The organism is Hyalangium ruber, assembly GCF_034259325.1.
Lineage (GTDB): Bacteria > Myxococcota > Myxococcia > Myxococcales > Myxococcaceae > Hyalangium_A > Hyalangium_A rubrum.
This window is the reverse complement of sequence record NZ_JAXIVS010000025.1, coordinates 36,206-53,618: the sequence shown is the minus strand read 5'-3', so window position 1 is coordinate 53,618 and position 17,413 is coordinate 36,206. Positions and strand designations below refer to the sequence as shown.

Here is a 17,413-nt window from a genome sequence, read left to right as displayed (position 1 = left end):
CGCCGGCCGACCCTGGATTGCATCCCTTCTCACCCGAAGGGAAATACGGGATCATCCGTTCTTCACATCAATTCCAAACATGCAAGAATTACCCGGTGCCACCTCCCAAGACGGTCCGCACGCTCCCACGAGCCGGTTCCAGCTCCCGCAGCGGCTCTATGGGCGAGACCCTCACCTGGCCGTGCTGCAGCACGGCTTCGAGCGGGTGGCGCGAGGCGGTCGGCCCGAGCTGATCCTGGTCAGCGGCTACTCCGGCATCGGCAAGTCCTCGGTGGTGTACGCGCTGCGGAAGCCGGTGGCGGAGCGGGGAGGGAGCTTCCTCAGCGGCAAGTTCGAGCAGTTCCACCGGGACATTCCCTACGCCACCCTGGCTCAAGCCATTCGCGAGCTGACGCAGCAGTTGCTGGAGGGGAGTAGTGAGGAGGAGCTGGTGCGGTGGCGCGAGCGGCTGCGCGAGGCCTGGGGCGCGCAGGGCCAGGTGCTCGTGGACATGGTGCCGCAGCTGGAGCTCCTCGTGGGCAAACAGCCGGCGGTGCCGGAGCTGCCCCCCGGCGAGGCGCAGCACCGCTTCAACCGGCTGTTCCAGAAGTTCCTCGGCGTGTTCTCCACGCCCGGGCACCCGCTCGTGGTGTTCCTGGACGATCTGCAGTGGGCCGATCTGGCCAGCCTCCGGCTCTTGCAGCACCTGCTCACCCACCCGGACACGCCACCCCTGCTGATGGTGGGCGCGTACCGGGACAACGAGACGAGCCCCTCACACTGGCTGGTGCAGATCCTGGTGGCGCTGCGGAAGGGAGGGGTGCGGATGACGGATCTGCGCCTCGAGCCGCTGAGCCGGGAGCACGTCCAGCAGTTCGTCGCCGCCACGCTGCCCGGCGCCGCGGAGAGCACGCTGGGGCCTCTGTCGGCGCTGATCCACGAGAAGACCGGCGGCAACCCGTTCTTCCTCACCCAGTTCATGTGGACGCTGCACCAGGATGGGCTGTTGGCCCGAACGCCCGGGGGCGAGTGGCGGTGGGATGCCATGGGCGTCCGGGCGAAGGACTACTCGGACAACGTCGCGGAGTTCATGGCGAGCCGGCTGCGCCAGCTCCCCCTGCGGACCCAGCACCTGCTGCAGCTGGCCGCGTGTGTGGGCACCACCTTTCCGTTCCAGCTCCTGGTCATCCTCTCCGGGCAGGTGCCGGGTGAGGTGGAGGCGGGCCTCGAACAGGCGCTCCGGGAAGGCATGCTGATGCGCGAGCGCCCGGAGCAGTACCGGTTCCTGCACGATCGCATCCAGCACGCGGCCCACGATCTCATTCCCCCCAAGGAGCGTCAGGCCGTCCACCTGCGCATCGGCCGCCTGTTGCTGGCCAGCCTGACGCAGGAGCAGGTGCGCGAGCAGATCTTCGATGTGGTGGGGCAGTTCAACCTGGCGAGCGGGTTGATTCATGACGCTCAGGAGCGCCACCGCGTCGCGCGACTGAACGCCGAGGCGGGCTGGAAGGCGCGCTCCTCGACGGCGTTCCGCTCGGCCGCGGACTACTTCGCGGCGGCCTTCGAGCTCCTGCCGGGAGACCCCTGGCAGACGGACCCGGCGCTGGCCTTCAAGGTCCAGCTGGACCGGGCGCACAGCGAGTTCATGAGCGGCAACGCCGCCGAGACGCGCCGCCTGGTGCGGGAGCTCCTGCCCCGGGCCCGGACTCCCGTGGAGCTGGCGGCGGTCGTCCGTCTCGAGAGCGAGATCTACATCACCGCCAACGAGATCCCCGCGGCCGTCACCTGTCTGCTGGAGTGCCTGGCGCGGTTGGGCATGCCGATGTCGCCCCATCCCTCCCGGGAAGAGGTCATCGCCGCCAACGAGGAGGTGTGGGCCCTGATGGCGGGCCGGCCCATCGAGAGCCTCATCGCGCTGCCCCTCATGACCGATCCGGACATGAAGGCGGTGATGGACGTGCTCGGCGCGCTGTTCACTCCGGCCTACTTCACCGACGAGAACCTGCTGATCCTCCACCTGTGCCGCATGGTGTCGCTGAGCCTGCGCCACGGCAACACCGAGGCGGCCGTCAACGGGTATGCCTGGTATGGCCTGGTGCAGGGCTCCATCTTCAAGCGGTACGAGGAGGGGCATGCCTTCGGGGTGCTGGCGTGCGATCTGGTGGAGCGCCACGGTTTCTCCACTGCGCGGGGCCGGGCGCTCTACAGCCTGCAGCTGACCAACTACTGGATCAGCCCCATCTCCCTGTCGCTGGAGCTCGTCCGCACCGCCTTCCACCACGCGCTGCAGGGCGGCGACTTCCAGATCGCCTGCTACTGCAGCTGCCACATCGTCACGGACCGCCGCGTGCTGGGGCACCCCCTGGAGGAGGTCTACCAGGAGTCGTTGGCGAGCCTCGACTTCACGCGTCGGGCGGACTTCCAGGCCGTGGTGGACATCCTCCTTCATATCCAGTGCTACGTTCAGCAGCTGCGCGGGCTGTCGCGCTCGTTCGACACGCTGAGCAACGAGCACTTCGACGAGGAGGCCTTCGAGGCCAGGCTGACGCCCCAGCACATGAGCACCATGCGGTGCTGGTACTGGCTCATCAAGCTGCAGTCGCGCTTCATGTGCGGCGCCTATGCGCAGGCGCTGGAGGCTGGCGATCGGGCCGCCGAGCTCATCTGGGCTTCGCTCGGCCACATCCAGCTCCTGGACTTCCACCTCTACCGGGCCCTGGCGCTGGCGGCCTGCTACCCCGAGGCCGCGCCCGAGCAGCGGCAGCGCTACCTCGAGCAGATGCACCAGCACCACCGGCAGCTGGCGGAGTGGGCGCGCCACTGCGGCCCGAACTTCCATGCGCCCGAGCAGCTGGTCCTCGCGGAGATCTCCCGCGTCACCGGCCGCACGGAGGAGGCGCTACGGGCCTATGAGGAGGCGATCCAGGACGCGCGCACCCACGGCTTCATCCAGAACGTGGGCCTCGCCAGCGAGCTGGCGGCGAGGTTCTGGCGCGAGCGCCATGTGCCCACTCTCGCCGATACCTACGCCCGGCAGGCTCGGGAGGCCTATCTGAAGTGGGGCGCGCTGGGGAAGGTTCGCCACCTGGACTCCCAGTGGCCGAACCTGGCCTCGCTCACGGCCCTGCGGCAGCCGCTCACCGACACGGGCGCGTTCCAGGCCGACGCGCTGGCCGTGCTGAAGGCCCAGCAGACCCTCTCGGGGGAGCTGAGCCTGGAGGGGCTGGCCACGACGCTGGTGCGGGTGGCCACCGAGGGCGCGGGAGTGCAGCGGGGCGCCCTGTTGCTCGCCCAGGACGGCAAGCTCACGATCGCCGCGATGGGAGGGCCCGAGGGCGCCGCCGTGCCCCAGGCAGAGACGGCGCTGCCCTGGACCGTGCTCGCCTACGTGCAGCGCACCGGGGAGTCCGTGCTCATCGCGGACACCTCCCAGCCGCATCCCTTCTCGGCCGATCCCTGCTTCACGGGGGGCCGGATCCGCTCGGTGCTCTGCCTGCCGCTGATGCGCCAGGAGGCGCTCCAGGGCGTGCTGTACCTGGAGTGTACTTTCGCCCCCCACACCTTCAGCCCCGCCAGCCTGTCGCTGCTGGGAAACCTCGCCGCGCAGGCCTCCATCTCCCTGGAGAACGTCCGGCGGCATGCCGAGCTCCAGCGCTCCGAGGCCGCGCTGCGCCGCACCAACGACGAGTTCGCGCAGCGCCTGGAGGAGCACACCTGGGAGTTCACCCAGTTCCAGTCCCGGCTGTCGGACGTCATGCGGCAGGCGGGAACGGGCGAGCTGGCCGCCAACGTGCTCCACAACGTGGGCAACGTCCTCACCAGCGCCGTCCTCAACTTCCACATGCTGCGCGAGAAGCTGGGCGCCTCGCGCATGGGCCGGCTGAAGCAGATCACCGAGCTGCTCGAGCAGCACCAGGGCAACCTGGCGGACTTCCTGACCCGCGATCCGCGCGGCCCGCAGCTGACGACCTACCTCTTCAGCCTGGCCGATGAGCTGCTGCGCGAGCAGGAGGCGCTGAAGGAGAGCGCGGGCAAGCTGCACAAGCACCTGGAGCACATGCGCTCCATCCTGCAGATCCAGAAGTCCTATTCGCGCGACTCGCTGTTGCCCGAGGAGTGCGAGCTGTCCCAGCTCATCGAGGATGCGCTGAGCATCCAGCTGCCCGCGCTCGAGATCCAGGGCATCACCGTCACCCGAGAGCTGGGCGTGAAGTCCAAGGCGCGGCTGGACAAGCACCGGGTGCTGCAGATCCTCATCAATCTCATCACCAACGCGCGCAGCGCCATGAGCGAGCAGTCCGAGGGCCAGCGTCACCTGACCGTGCGGCTGGAGGCGCAAGGGAACACGGCGCGCATCCAGGTGGTGGACACCGGCAAGGGCATCTCCGAGGAGCACCGCGGGCGGCTGTTCTCGCAAGGCTTCACCACGCGCGAGGAAGGGCAGGGCCTGGGGCTCTACTCGAGCGCACAGACCGCGAAGTCGCTGGGAGGGCGCCTCTCGCTGGAGAGCGAGGGGCCGGGAAAGGGCGCCACGGCCACGCTGGAGCTCCCGCTCGCCTAGGGTGGCCCCCTTGGCAGGACCCGGCGGGGAGGCGAAGCTCTTGCCCCGTCGAAGGCTCTCACGGAGCGAGTGATGATCATCCAGGATCCGGCGGGTGTGCTGCAGCGCATCCCCGAGCTGAAGCCCTTGTGCGAGGACGCGGGGGTGCGCCGTGCCGTCGAGCGGGGAGATCCGTTCCGGCTCTACCGCGCGCTCTTCTGGGCTCGGTGGCTGGGGCGGCTGCGCTCACACCGCGCGGTGCTGGATGCGCTGCTGCGCCAGCGCCGGCTGTTCGCGCGGCCGCTCAAGGGCAGCCCCTCGCTGGGCACCGTCAACGGGTTTGGGATGACGCTGCTCGGCAGCGCGGAGCCCGATCCGGAGGATGGCACCTCCATCGCGACGCACTGCTTCGTGGCGCTGTTCGCCATTCCGCTGCTGCCGCTGGGCGCCTATGTGGTGCGGCCCTCCGAGGAGAACAAGGGGCTGCAACGCGGCTGGACCCTCTTCGCCCGCGTGCCGATGGGGGCCTTTCCCTGGCTCTACGGCCGGGCGGTGGCGCTGGGGGTGATGGCGCTGGTGGGGCTGGGGGCGGCGCGGGCGTTCCATGCCTCGCGCTACCAGGACGTGCGCGTGGTCAACGGGTTCCAGGAGCCCCTGCGCGTGGAGATTGGCGGGCTTACCCAGCTCGTGCCCGCGGGCGGCATGCACGTGCTCTCCGTACCCGTGGGAGCCCAGAAGGGCCGCGCGGTGAGCGAGGGCGGGGTGGAGGTGGACACGGTCGAGATCAACGTGGCCTCGGGCCACGATGTGCTCGCGTGGAACATCGCCGGAGCGGCGCCGATCTTCCGCGAGACGGTCACCTACCAGAAGGTGCTCAGCCAGGCGCCGTCCCCGTACAAGCCGACGTTCTTCTGCGGTGAGCGGGTGGTGGTGCTCGACAACGTGAACGACGCCTTCGTCCAGCCCCCATCCTCGGTGCAGATGTCGAAGCATCAGGCGAGCGTCAGCCGGACGCACGTGGACGTGGTGCGCGAGCGCCGCAACGCCCTCGAGCTGTGCATGGCGGTGCTCCAGATGGAGGAGCGGTTTGGCGATGCGCTGCCATTCACCGAGGCCGTCGCGCGTCTGGCGAACTGGGAGGACGGGCCGGCCACCCTCGCCGTCCAAGTCGCCTTCGCGAAGACGCCGGCCGAGGCGATCCGTGTGGCCCGGCGCGCGCTCGAGGCCCGACCGGACAGCGTGGAGCTGCACCGGACCTACCAGTGGGCGCGGGAGAACGCGGGTGAGCTGAGCGCGCTGCGGGAGGAGTACCGGCCGCGTGCCGAGGCCCAGCCCGACTCGGCCACCGCCCAGTACCTCTATCGGCGGCTGCTGCGCGGGCCCGAGGGCCTGAGCGCCATGGAGGAGCTTGCCCAGCGCTTCCCGGACGATCCGCACATCCTGCGGGCGGCGGTCTACAACCGTTGGCGTGCGGGTGACTGGGAGGGCACGGTGAAGGGGTGGGAGCAGCTGCGCGGCCTCGATCTCATGTCAGCGGTCGATCTGGCCAAGGCGGAGGCGACGGCCCTGGTGGCCCTGGGGAGGCGAGGCGAGGCGCTGAAGCTGCTGCGGGAGCTCTTCCAGGCGGAGTCCAGCGAGCAGGACTCCCTGGCGGAGCTCTACGCCCGGGTGGCTCACGTGGAGAAAGGAGAGAGCCCCGACACGCTCATCACGGCGCTCGAGGCGAGCAGTCAGCTCGAGGAGGGGGAGAAGCTCTGGGACCTGCGTGCGCGCTCGGAGCTGCCCCTGGTGGGGGCCCCGGAGGGGGTGGCCGCGCGTCTGGTGTACATGGTGAAACAGGATCCCCAGGCGGCCCTGAAGCTCGCCGAGCGCCTCAAGCGCACGGAGATTCGCTGGCTGAACCAGGGCACCTGGGGGCTCACGTACGGAGAGGCGGTGCGCACGGGCGCCACCGTCGTCGAGCAGGTGCTGGGGAGGACGACGGGGATGAACCCGGACAGCCAGGAGCTGTTCCGTCGCTTCGTCCGCGGGGAGGCGGTTCGCCTGGAGGAAGCCGAGCTGGATCCAGAGCTGCGCGCCGCGGCCTGCTTCGTGCGCTCGCGCAACGCCACGCTGCCGGCCGAGGAGCGCCAGAAGCTGGTGGAGCAGGCCCGGCGGGAGGATTGGTTCCAGGGGACGGTCACCGAGGCCATCGCCACATGGGCACCGTGAACTCACGGGGCGTCACCCGGCGCGCGCTCCTGACGCTGGTGCTGTGGGCGGGCTTCTGGGCCATGGGGGCGGCGGTGGTCGCAGCGCTGGCGTGGGTGCCCGTGGCCGAGAGCCGCTACACCGGGGGCCTGGGGTGCTCCGGGGCCCTGGCGGGCGCGGGCGCGCTCACGGTGCTGTGGGCGCTGCGGCCGCGCTGGTGGTTCCAGAAGCGGGGGTCGGACATGGCCTCCCTGTCCCCGGAGCGCCTCCCGGAGCTGTTCTCCCTGGTGGAGGAGGTGGCCCGGCGGGTGGGGACGCGGGCGCCGCGCAAGGTGTTCCTGGTGGACCAGGCCACCGCCTTCATCTCCATGGAGCGGCGCTGGTGGGGCCTGCGGCGCGAGGCGGTGGTGGGGGTGGGCCTGCCGCTGTTCAGCTTCCTGTCGCGCGAGGAGCTGGCCTCGGTGCTGGCGCACGAGTTCGGCCACCACGTGGGAGGCGACCTGACGCTGGGCCCGTGGGTGTACCGCACGAGGGTGGCCATCGCCTCGGCGGTGGAGAGCCTGGAGGACTCGGCGTTCTTCCTCGACGTGCCGTTCCGGCTCTACGGGCAGTTGTTCCTCCGGGTGTCGAGCGCCGTGTCGCGCCAGCAGGAGCTGGCCGCGGACGCGCTGGCGGCGCGGACCTGTGGCGTGGAGGCGACCGGAGAGGCGCTGCGCAAGGTGCATGTGCTGGCGCCGCTGTGGGGCGCCTACCTGGGGCATGAGGTCATCCCCATCGTGGAGCGCTCCGTGCGCGTGCCGCTGCTGGAGGGGTTTCGCGGCTTCCTCGCAGAGCAGTCCCGGCGCGCGGAGATCTCTCGGGATCTCGAGGAGGACGCCTTGCGCCCGCCGTCACCCTGGGACTCGCACCCGCCCGTGGAGGAGCGGCTGAAGTCCCTGGGGCACGCGGGGCAGCACGAGGCAGGGCGCTCGCCGCTGGAGGAGCTGAAGTCAGGGAGCTGCCTGGAGCTGTTCGGCGGAGAGGCCAGCGCGGAGGAGTCCTTCTACGAGCACATGACGCGAGGCGGGCTGGTGGCGCTGCGGTGGGAGGAGCTGGGCGAGAAGATCATCCTGCCGGAGATCGCCAAGCAGCTCACCGGCAGCAGCCTGGATCCGCGCCGCACGTCCCTGCGCTCGCTGCCGGCGATGCTGAAGGAAGGCGCGGCGCTGTGGGACAAGGTTCGGCCCTCGGGGCTCGACATCCTCTCTCCGGAGGCCAAGCGCCTGCGGGCGCGCCAGTTGTTGGTGCAGTGGCTGGCCGCGGCGCTCGCCGAGCGCGGCTTCGAGCCAGAGATACGCCCCGGGGCCAACCTCCGGGTGTACCGCGAGGACGGCTTCGTGGAGCCGGCCGTCGTGGTGGAGAAGCTGGCCTCCGGAGCGTGGTCGGACGAGCAGTACGAAGCCTGGAGCGGCCCGCTCGACTAACGGCCGGCCCCGCCGAGCGTCTGCAGCTCGCCCGAGGGCACCACCCGCACCCCGGCGGGGGCACTCTGCGCCAGGGCGAGCATGGCTTGCGCGACGGTGCGGGCCTCGATGGGGCGACCGCCGAAGGGGCGCAGCAGTGGGCCGAGCACCTTCGACACCAAGATGGCGGCGTGCTCACCGGTCCGCTTCTCGGCGCGATCGCCGAGCAGCAGGGAGGGTCGGAGGATGACGAGGGACTCGAAGCCCACGCCCTGGAGGGCCGCTTCCACCTCGCCCTTCACCCGGTTGTAGAACACGCGCGAGCGCGCATCGGCCCCAAGCGCCGTCACCACCAGGAAGCGCCGGGCGCCCGCCTTGCGCGCCGCCTGGGCGAAGGCCAGCACGGCGTCGTAATCGACGGCGCGGAAGGCCTCCTGGCTGCCCGCCTTCTTGATGGTGGTGCCAAGGCAGCAGAAGGCGTCGTCCGAGGCGGGCAGGGCCTCGGCCTCGAGCCGGGCGAAGTCCACGGTGCGCTGGGTGAGCTTGGGGTGCTCTTTGGGCAGCGGGCGGCGCCCGAGCGAGCACACCTCCCGGTACGTGGGGCTCTCCAGCAGCGCGTCGAGCAGCAAGCCGCCGACGAGCCCGCTCGCCCCGGCCACCAGCGCGGTCCGTGTCTCCATGTCGCCTCCTGTCTCCTGGACTCTACTTGGTGCCAGAGGCCTGGGGCTCGCTGAACATCAGCTGGCGGAGGATGGGGATGGGCGGGTAGCCGTAGGAGACGGCCTGGTCATGGAAGCGCTGGAGGGTGAAGTCCTTGCCCCACTTGGCGCGGGCCTCCTCGCGCAGCTCCAGGATCATCTTCTTGCCCAGCGCGTAGACGAGGTAGGTCGGATCCGAGGTGCCGCGCCGCGCCTCACGCTCGGCGTTGACGCGCGTCATATAGGCCTCCTCCTCGAAGAAGCGCACCGCCTGCTCGTACGTCATGCCCCGGGTGTGCAGGGACAGGCCCACCACGTAGCGGGCCAGGCGCTGCAGGTAGAGCGCCAGCTGGTTGAGCCGCAGCTTGTCCGCGTTGAGGCCGGAGCCGCCGCCGTAGCCCGCATCCAGCATCATCTGCTCGGTGTACAGGCCCCAGCCCTCGCTGAAGGAGCCCGAGCCCAGCATCCGCCGCACCTTCGAGTCCACGCGGCGGGTCCACAGGAACTGCACGTAGTGGCCCGGGTAGGCCTCGTGGATGGAGACGATCTGCAGCGCGTAGCGGTTGTAGAAGCTCATGTGCTGCTCGACCTGCTCGGGCGTCCACGAGGGCTCCGGCGGGGTGACGTAGTAGTAGGCCTCGGTGGCGCGGGTCTCGAAGGGGCCGGGGATGCTCATGCTGGCGAAGGAGAGGGCCCGGTTGAACACGGGCGTCTCGGCCACCTGGGCGCGGACCTCGCTGGGCACGGTGATGATCTGCTTGTCGATGAGGAACTGGCGGATCTCCTCCAGCATGGCGTTCGTGACGGGCACGAGCTCCGCGGGGGTGGGGTGCTCCTTGCCCAGCTCGCGGTAGACGTCCATGGCGTTCTTGCCGGGGGTGATGCGCGAGGCCACCGTCTGGAACTCGGCCTGCGTGCGCTTGAGCTCGGCGCGGCCCCAGGCCAGCAGCGAGTCGATGTCCTCGGTGACGCCCTCCTCGTACTGGAGCTTCTGGCGGTACACCGCCTCGCCGATGGCGAAGTCCCCGTTGGAGCGGGGCAGCAGGTCCTCCTTGAGGAAGCGGATGTAGCCGTCGATGGCGGCCAGGCAGCGCGCCTGCTCCTGCTTGAAGGCCTCCTGAAGGGCGGCGTCCTTCACGGGGGCGAAGGCCTGCGGCAGCGTCTCCGCGTAGAGGGTGCGCGTGCCCATGGCCTGGCCGATGGCGATCTCCGTCCAGAGCTTGGGCGGGTTCTTCAGCGTGGCCTGGCCGACGGCGAACACCTCGGGCACGCGCTTCATGCGGCTCACGGCCGAGCGCATGCGCTCCTCGAGCGGGGCGAAGTCGCGGTTGATGAGCTGGAAGACGCCGCCCGAGGCGGTGAAGAGGTAGGTGTTGGGGTTGCGCTCGAAGCCGCGCACCACCTCGGCATCGAGGATTCGGGCGCGCAGGTGGTTCTCGAGGATGTCGTAGTCGGCCTGGTCGAGCGCGGGGAGGGCGGAGCGGTCCACCTGCTGGGGCAGGGCGGCCAGCCGGGCCTTGAGGGCGGCGAGGTTCTCGGCGCGCTCCTCGACGGTGAAGCCGCGCAGCTCCCCGTCATACGTGTGGATGCCGGCGAAGGTGGCGAAGGTGGGGTTGCGCCGGAACTGGTCCTCGAAGTGCGCATCCACGAAGGCGCGCAGGGCCACCTGCGTGGGAGACAGCTCCGCGGAAGAGACGCCGGCCTGGGAAGGCGGGCGGGAAGAGGTACAGGCGGAGGACGACAGCAGCAGGAGCGCCGCGAGGGCAGACTTGACACGGAGTGTGGACATGGAGCCTCGGGGAAGAAAAGCGCCGGGAGCCTCGCGCATTCGTTCGGGGTCGACAAGGCAATGCCTTGCTGGGAGATAAGCTCCGCTGATCTGCCCTGGAGGGCCCGATGAAGAAGCGAATCATCCTCGGCGTCATCGCCTTTCTCGTGGTGGGGGCCCTCATCGGACTCGACGTGGCCGCCACGAGCGCGGGGCGGCGGATGAACAAGGTCTCCCGGAAGACGCCCTACACCCCGACGAAGCGTGGGGCCGCGCTGCACTCCGGGTTGTTCCTCGCGGATCTCCACGCGGACCCGCTGCTGTGGAACCGGGACCTGAACGAGCGGGGAGCGTGGGGGCAGGTGGACGTGCCCCGGCTCATCGAGGGCAACGTGGGCCTCCAGGTCTTCAGCGTCGTCACCAAGACGCCGAAGCACATGAACCCGGATCGCAATGACGACACCACGGACGAGGTCCGCCTGCTCTCCATCGCCCAGCGCTGGCCGGTGGGGGCCTGGTTCAGCCTCGAGTCGCGAGCGCTGCACCAGGCGGAGAAGCTCGAGGAGCTCGCGGAGGACTCGGACGGGAAGCTCACGTTCATCCGCACCCGCCAGGACCTGGAGCGCTTCCTGGCCGAGCGCGAGAAGGATCGGAAGAAGGTGGGCGCGCTCCTGTCGCTCGAGGGCATGCACGCGCTGGAGGGCCGCGTGGAGGCGGTGGATGAGCTCCACGAGGCGGGCTTTCGGATGTTGGGGTTCGCGCACTTCTTCGACAACGACATGAGCGGCTCGGCGCACGGGGTGAAGAAGGAAGGCCTCTCGGAGCGCGGGCGCGCGGTGGTGAAGCGCATGGAGGAGCGGGGAATGACAATCGATCTGGCGCACGCCTCGCGGAAGACAATCCAAGACGTGCTGGCGATCGCCACCCGGCCCGTCGTCGTCTCCCATACGGGCGTGAAGGGCACGTGCGACAACAACCGCAACCTCAGTGATGAGCAGCTCCGGGCGATCGCTCGCAATGGCGGCGTCATTGGGATTGGCTATTGGTCCACGGCGACGTGTGGGAACAGCGCCAAGGCCATCGCCCGGGCGGTCCGTTACGCGGTGTCGGTCGTGGGCGCCGACCATGTGGGATTGGGCTCGGACTTCGATGGCGCGGTCACGACGCCGTTCGATGTCGCGGGGCTGGCCGAGCTGACGGACGCGCTCATCGCGGAGGGATTGAGCGAAAAGGAGATCCGGATGATAGGCGGGGAGAACGTCCTGCGGGTACTCCGGGGAAACCTACCCTCCGGGTCCTGAGGAGCGGGCAGGCAGGTATACGACGTGTGAGTGTTGCACCCCGCCTTTCATATGGAGGCAGGGGAAGCGTACTGTTCACGCCTCTCCACTGATTTTCTGGCAGTAGGTCCTCGCAGTCATGATGGAAATTCCTGGGTACAAGCTCCTTGGGCTGTTTCAGATGACGAGCAGCAGCCTGTTGTTCCAGGCGCTGCGCGAAGCGGATCAGCTTCCAGTCATCGTCAAGACGCCCCGGACCGAGCACCTCGGCCCTCGCGAGCGCACCCGCTACCAGCGTGAGCACGACATTCTGCGGCGCTTGCAGGGCACGCCGGGGGTGCTTGCCTCGCGGGGCCATGAGCTGCTCCAGGAGCGGCCCGTCCTGTTGTTGGAAGACGTGGGAGGAAAAGCCCTCGCGGATCAGCTTGGCCAGCCCTTCGAACTCTCGCGTTTCCTGTCCATCGCCATCTCCCTGGCGGAGACGCTGGCGGAGATGCACCGCCGGGGTGTCATCCACAAGGATGTGAAGCCCGCCAACATCCTCCTCTCGGCGCAGGGGCAGGTGTGGCTGATCGACTTCGGCCTGGCCTCCTTGCAGCAGGTGGAGCACGTCGAGGAGGCCAACACGACCTTCGTGGAAGGCACGCTGGCCTACATGTCGCCGGAGCAGTCGGGGCGAATCAACCGAGCGGTGGATTACCGCACGGACTTCTATTCGTTGGGCGTGACGCTCTACCAGATGCTCACGGGGCAGCTTCCCTTTCGGGGGAAGGATCCGCTGGAGTGGCTCCACGCGCACATCTCTCAGCCGCCCGCGCCGCCCCAGCGGTGGGTGCCCTCGCTGCCGCCCATGGTGTCAGCGGTGGTGCTCAAGCTGCTCGCGAAGGAGGCGGAGGCCCGATACCAGAGCGCCGAGGGGCTGAAGGCCGATCTGGAGCGGTGCCAGGAGGCGCTGCGGCAGGGCGTGGTGGAAGACTTTCCCCTGGGCCAGCGGGACTTCCCGGCCCGCTTCCAACTGCCCCAGCACCTCTATGGCCGAGAGGTGGAGCGGGAGGCGCTGCTGGGGGCCTTCGAGCGGGTGGCGCGAGAGGGCAGGCCCGAGTGGGTGCTGGTACGTGGCTACTCGGGCATCGGCAAGTCGTCGATCGTCCACGAGCTGCACAAGCCGGTGCTGGAGCGCCGCGGCTTCTTCCTCAGCGGCAAGTTCAATCCCTTGCAGCGCGAGGTGCCCTACGCCACCCTGGCCCAGGCCATGCGCTCGCTGGTGCAGCAGGTGCTGGCGGGCAGGGACGCGGAAGTGGAGGCCTGGCGTCAGCGCCTGTTGGAAGCCTTTGAGGGCAACGGCCAGGTGCTGGTGAACCTGGTGCCACAGTTGGAGAAGGTGGTAGGCAAGCAACCGCCTGCTTCGGAGCTGCCGCCTGCCGAGACGCAGAACCGCTTCCACCGCCTCTTCTTGCGCTTCCTGGGAGTGTTCGCCACCGCCGAGCGCCCGCTGGTGCTCTTCCTGGATGACTTGCAGTGGGCGGACTTCGCCAGCCTCAAGTTGTTGCAATACCTGACCACCCACCCCGGTACCCCGCCGTTGCTGCTCATTGGCGCCTACCGGGACAACGAGGTGAACGCCTCGCATTCGCTGGCGCTGGTGCTGGAGGAGACGCGCAAGGCGGGCGCGCGGCTGGTGGACCTCCACCTCGGGCCGCTGGCCCCCGAGCAGACGCGGCAACTGGTGGCGGACGCCCTTCACGGCGCGGCGATGGAGCTCGTCGAGCCGTTGTCGGAGCTGCTCCAAACGAAGACGGGCGGCAACCCCTTCTTCCTGCTCCAGTTGTTCCAGACGCTCCACCAGGACGGGCTGGTGGAGCGAGGGCCGCGGGGGGGCTGGCGTTGGGACGCGGAGGCCGTGCGAGCCCGGGGCTACTCGGACAACGTGGTGGACTTCATGGCCAGCCGGCTGCGCAAGCTCCCGGAGGAGTCCGTGCAGTTGCTGCGCCTGGCCGCGTGCGTGGGCAATACCTTCGCGTTGGACGTCCTGGGCCTGCTGTCCCACCAGGACGGAGCCGAGGTGGAGCGCGGCCTGGAGCCAGCCCTTCAGGAGGGTATGGTGGTGCAGTCCAGCTCCCAGCACTACCGCTTCCTGCACGATCGCATCCAGCAGGCGGCCTATGCCTTCAGCGAGGAGGAGGAGCGAAAGGCCACCCACCTGCGGATCGGCAGGCTGCTGTGGACCCGGCTCTCCCCGGAGGAGCTGCACGAGCGCCTCTTCGACGTGGTGGGGCAGCTCAACGCGGGCGTGGAGTTGATCCAGGACGTGGAGGAGCGCTCCCGGCTGGGGCGGCTCAACGCCGAGGCGGGGCAGCGGGCGCAGGCTTCCACCGCGCACCGCACGGCGGTGGGCTACTTCACCATGGCCCTCTCGCTGCTGCCGGAGAACCTCTGGGAGACGGCTCCCGGGCTGGCCTTCAAGCTGCGCCTGGGGCAGGCCAGCAGTGAGCTGATGAGCGGAAATGGCCCCGAGGCCCGCCGCATCGTCGACGCGCTGCTCCCCCGGGCGCCCTCGCGCCAGGAGCTGGCGGCGGCCTACCGGCTCAAGAGCATCATCCTGGTCACGGCCCACCAGCCCGACGCCGCCGCCTTGTGCCTGCTGGAGGGGCTGGAGCACTTCGGGGAGCGCTTCTCCGCCAAGCCCTCCTGGGAGGACGTGGAGGTCGCGAGGAAGGAGCTGGAGACGCTGCTGGGAGATCGTCCGATCGAGAGCCTGATCGATCTGCCTCCCATGACGGATCCGGAGCTGAAGGCGCTCATGGGGTTGCTGGGGGCGCTGTTCGCGCCGGCCTTCTTCACCAGCGAGACGCTGCTGGCCGTACACCTGTGCCGGATGATCGTCCTGACGATCCGCCATGGCAGCACGCCCGAGTCCGCGTCCGCCTATGTCTGGTATGGCTTTGTCACGAGCTGCATCTTCCGTAACTACCATCGCGGAGAGGCCTTCGGCAGGCTGGCGTGTGAGTTCGTCGAGCGCAACGACAACACCGCCTATCGGGCCCGAGTCCTCTTCACGATGGGGCACCTGACGCTGTGGGTGCAGCCGCTGACGAGCGCGCGGGAGCTGTACCGCAAAGCCTTTCATCACGGGCTGCTGTCGGGAGACATCCAGATCGCGGGCTATTCCTCCATCTTCATCACATGGATCTACCTCGCCATGGGGTCGGAGCTGGCGGAAGTGGCTCAGGAGGCGGTCACCCGCGGAGAGTTCGCGCGCAAAGCGGGCTTCAGGGATGCATCGAACATCATCCGGTTCATCCTGTGCCTGGTGCAGCAGATGCGGGGGCTCACCCCGTCGTTCAACTCGCTGAGCATGGAGGGCGTCAGCGAGGCGGACCTGGAGGCCCTGCTCAGCGGCGGCATGGCCCCGCTGCGGTGCTCGTACTTCGTCATCAAGACGCGCTCGCGCTTCATGTGCGGCGCCTTCGAGGAGGCGCGCGAGGCGGCGGACAAGGCCAGACAGATGCGCTGGGCGGTGACGGGGCGCATCCAACTGCTGGACTATCACCACTACCGGGCCCTGGCGTTGGCGGCCTGCTACCACGACGCCCCGAAGGAGCGACAGGCGCAGGACCTGAAGGAGATCCAGGAGCATCACCAACAGCTGGCGGAGTGGGCGGCCAACGTCCCGGAGACCTTCCGCGCGGCCGAGAAGCTGGTGGCGGCGGAGCTGGAGCGCCTCCAGGGCCGGCTGGAAGCGGCCGTCTACGCGTACGAGGAGGCCATCCAGGTCTCTCGCCAGTACGGCCTCATCGACAACGTGGCCCTGGCGAGCGAGCTGGCCGCGCGCTTCTGGCAGGAGCACGAGGTCTCCTTCATCGCGCTGGCCTATGCCCGCCAGGCGCGCGAGGCCTATATCCAGTGGGGCGCGCAGGGCAAGGTGCGGCACCTGGACGAGGCGTGGCCGGACCTGACGCGGCTGGCGCTGACGGGGCAGGGCACCACCAGCTACGACACGGGCTCGCGGCTGTTGGACGCGCTCAGCGTGGTGAAGGCGCAGCAGGCCATCTCCAGTGAGATGAACCTGGAGAAGCTGGTGGCCACGCTGATTCGGGTGGCGATGGAGAGCGCGGGGGCCCAGCGGGGCGCGCTGTTGCTCCTGGAGGGAGACGCGCTGAGGGTGGCGGCGCTGGTGGATTTCTCCGTCGAGGCCGAGGGGAAGGAGGCGCCGCTGGACACGGAGGCCCAGGACCTGCCGTGGACGGTGCTTTCCTACGTGCGCCGCACGGGCGAGCACGTCCTCATCGAGGACATCTCCCGGCCGCACGACTTCTCCGCGGACGTCTTCATGTCCCCGGGAAGGGTGGGCTCCTTGCTGTGCCTGCCGCTGGAGCGAAAGGGCGCGTTCTACGGGTTGATGTACCTGGAGAACGCCCTCACCACGGAGGCGTTCAACCCCACCCGCATTCCCTTGCTGCAGCACCTGGCCTCGCAGGCCGTCATCTCCATGGACAATGCGAGGCTCTACGCGGAGGTGCGCCAGGCGGAGGCGGCCCTGCGTCAGGCCAACGAGGAGCTCGAGTCGCGCGTGGAGGAGCGGACGCGCGAGCTGCGAGAGGCCCAGTCGCGGCTGGTGGAGACGGCGCGCATGGTGGGCAAGACGGAGGTGGCCTCCAGCGTGCTGCACGACGTGGGCAACGCCCTGACCAGCCTGGTGGTGGACACGGACGAGCTGCGCCACACGGTGGCCACCTCGCGCACGGGCCGGGTCGAGCAGGTGGTGAAGCTCCTGGAGAACCACCGCGACAACCTGGCGGACTTCCTCACCCAGGATCCGCGAGGCCGGCAGTTGTTCACCTACCTCTCGGGGCTCGCGGGAGAGCTGGCCCAGGAGCGCGAGGCGCTGCGGCAGGGCATGGAGGACATGACCCGCAACGTCGATCGGGTGCGCTCCATCATCCAGATGCAGCAGGCGTACGCGAAGGCCACGCTGCTGGTCGAGGAGTGCGATCTGGCCGAGGTGCTGGAGGATGCCCTGCGCCTGCAGGCGGGAGCCCTGCAACACGCGGGGGTGAAGGTGCTCAAGGAGCTCTCACCGTTGCCGAGGATGCGGGTGGACCGGCACCGGCTGCTGCAGATCCTCCTCAACCTGCTGGCCAACGCGCGGCAGGCCATGGACACCGTGGAGCCGGGACAGCGCCAGGTGCGATTGCGGCTGTATGTCGAGGAGGGATGGATCCACTACCAGGTTGTCGACAATGGTAAGGGAATCGCGCCCGAGGTGCGGGAACAGCTCTTCACCCAGGGGTTCACCACGCGCAAGGAAGGCCACGGCATTGGCCTGCACTCCAGCGCGCTCGCGGCGAAGCTCATGGGAGCGCGGTTGACGTTGGAGAGCGCCGGGCAGGGACTGGGCGCCACCGCCACGCTCAAGCTTCCCATCGCTGAGCGTGAAACCAAGCCCGCACAGGCATTACTGGGTTAGCGCATTTTCCAAATAAAGCGGCTAGTTCAATTGTTGGAAAAATGATTCA

Annotated in this window: 7 protein-coding genes; 5 read left to right on the top strand and 2 right to left on the bottom strand. The window is 69.2% G+C overall.

Annotated features, from left to right (window positions below; genetic code table 11):
* Positions 1-79 precede the first annotated feature (79 nt).
* The 3 genes from SYV04_RS41575 to SYV04_RS41565 all read left to right on the top strand — a co-directional run bounded on the left by SYV04_RS41575 (position 80) and on the right by SYV04_RS41565 (position 8,172).
* Positions 80-4,540 (top strand): trifunctional serine/threonine-protein kinase/ATP-binding protein/sensor histidine kinase, encoded by a 4,461-nt coding sequence (locus SYV04_RS41575; RefSeq protein ID WP_321551661.1) that lies wholly within the window; start codon positions 80-82, stop codon positions 4,538-4,540.
* 72 nt (positions 4,541-4,612) lie between these two features.
* On the top strand, positions 4,613-6,730 hold the full coding sequence (locus SYV04_RS41570; protein WP_321551660.1) for a tetratricopeptide repeat protein: 2,118 nt from the start codon (positions 4,613-4,615) through the stop codon (positions 6,728-6,730).
* Positions 6,718-8,172 carry a M48 family metallopeptidase gene (locus tag SYV04_RS41565; RefSeq protein WP_321551659.1) on the top strand — a complete coding sequence of 485 codons (1,455 nt, stop codon included), beginning with the start codon at positions 6,718-6,720 and terminating at the stop codon, positions 8,170-8,172. Before SYV04_RS41570 ends, SYV04_RS41565 begins: the two co-directional genes overlap by 13 nt.
* Here SYV04_RS41565 and SYV04_RS41560 read toward each other — a convergent pair.
* Together SYV04_RS41560 and SYV04_RS41555 are read right to left on the bottom strand one after the other, a co-directional pair.
* The gene (locus SYV04_RS41560) at positions 8,169-8,831 is read right to left on the bottom strand and encodes an oxidoreductase (RefSeq protein ID WP_321551658.1); all 663 of its coding nucleotides are present in this window, start codon (positions 8,829-8,831) and stop codon (positions 8,169-8,171) included. The two genes, SYV04_RS41565 and SYV04_RS41560, sit on opposite strands and share 4 nt — an antisense overlap.
* Before the next feature lie 22 nt (positions 8,832-8,853).
* Complete coding sequence (locus SYV04_RS41555; protein ID WP_321551657.1) at positions 8,854-10,638, bottom strand: DUF885 domain-containing protein; 1,785 nt, start codon at positions 10,636-10,638, stop codon at positions 8,854-8,856.
* A 107-nt stretch (positions 10,639-10,745) separates the two neighbouring features.
* Between SYV04_RS41555 and SYV04_RS41550 the strand changes: the two genes are divergently transcribed.
* Both SYV04_RS41550 and SYV04_RS41545 read left to right on the top strand, forming a co-directional pair.
* A complete protein-coding gene (locus tag SYV04_RS41550) occupies positions 10,746-11,918 on the top strand; it encodes a dipeptidase (RefSeq protein ID WP_321551656.1) in 1,173 nt (390 codons plus the stop codon).
* A gap of 118 nt (positions 11,919-12,036) precedes the next feature.
* Complete coding sequence (locus SYV04_RS41545; protein WP_321551655.1) at positions 12,037-17,364, top strand: trifunctional serine/threonine-protein kinase/ATP-binding protein/sensor histidine kinase; 5,328 nt, start codon at positions 12,037-12,039, stop codon at positions 17,362-17,364.
* The last annotated feature ends 49 nt before the right edge of the window (positions 17,365-17,413 follow it).

What these genes read in the sequence shown, in the direction of transcription:
- SYV04_RS41565 (WP_321551659.1), top strand. Translation starts at nt 6,718, where the DNA reads ATGGGCACCGTGAACTCACGGGGCGTCACCCGGCGCGCGCTCCTGACG.
- SYV04_RS41560 (WP_321551658.1), bottom strand. Translation starts at nt 8,831, where the DNA reads ATGGAGACACGGACCGCGCTGGTGGCCGGGGCGAGCGGGCTCGTCGGC.
- SYV04_RS41555 (WP_321551657.1), bottom strand. Translation starts at nt 10,638, where the DNA reads ATGTCCACACTCCGTGTCAAGTCTGCCCTCGCGGCGCTCCTGCTGCTG.
- SYV04_RS41570 (WP_321551660.1), top strand. Translation starts at nt 4,613, where the DNA reads ATGATCATCCAGGATCCGGCGGGTGTGCTGCAGCGCATCCCCGAGCTG.
- SYV04_RS41545 (WP_321551655.1), top strand. Translation starts at nt 12,037, where the DNA reads ATGATGGAAATTCCTGGGTACAAGCTCCTTGGGCTGTTTCAGATGACG.
- SYV04_RS41575 (WP_321551661.1), top strand. Translation starts at nt 80, where the DNA reads ATGCAAGAATTACCCGGTGCCACCTCCCAAGACGGTCCGCACGCTCCC.
- SYV04_RS41550 (WP_321551656.1), top strand. Translation starts at nt 10,746, where the DNA reads ATGAAGAAGCGAATCATCCTCGGCGTCATCGCCTTTCTCGTGGTGGGG.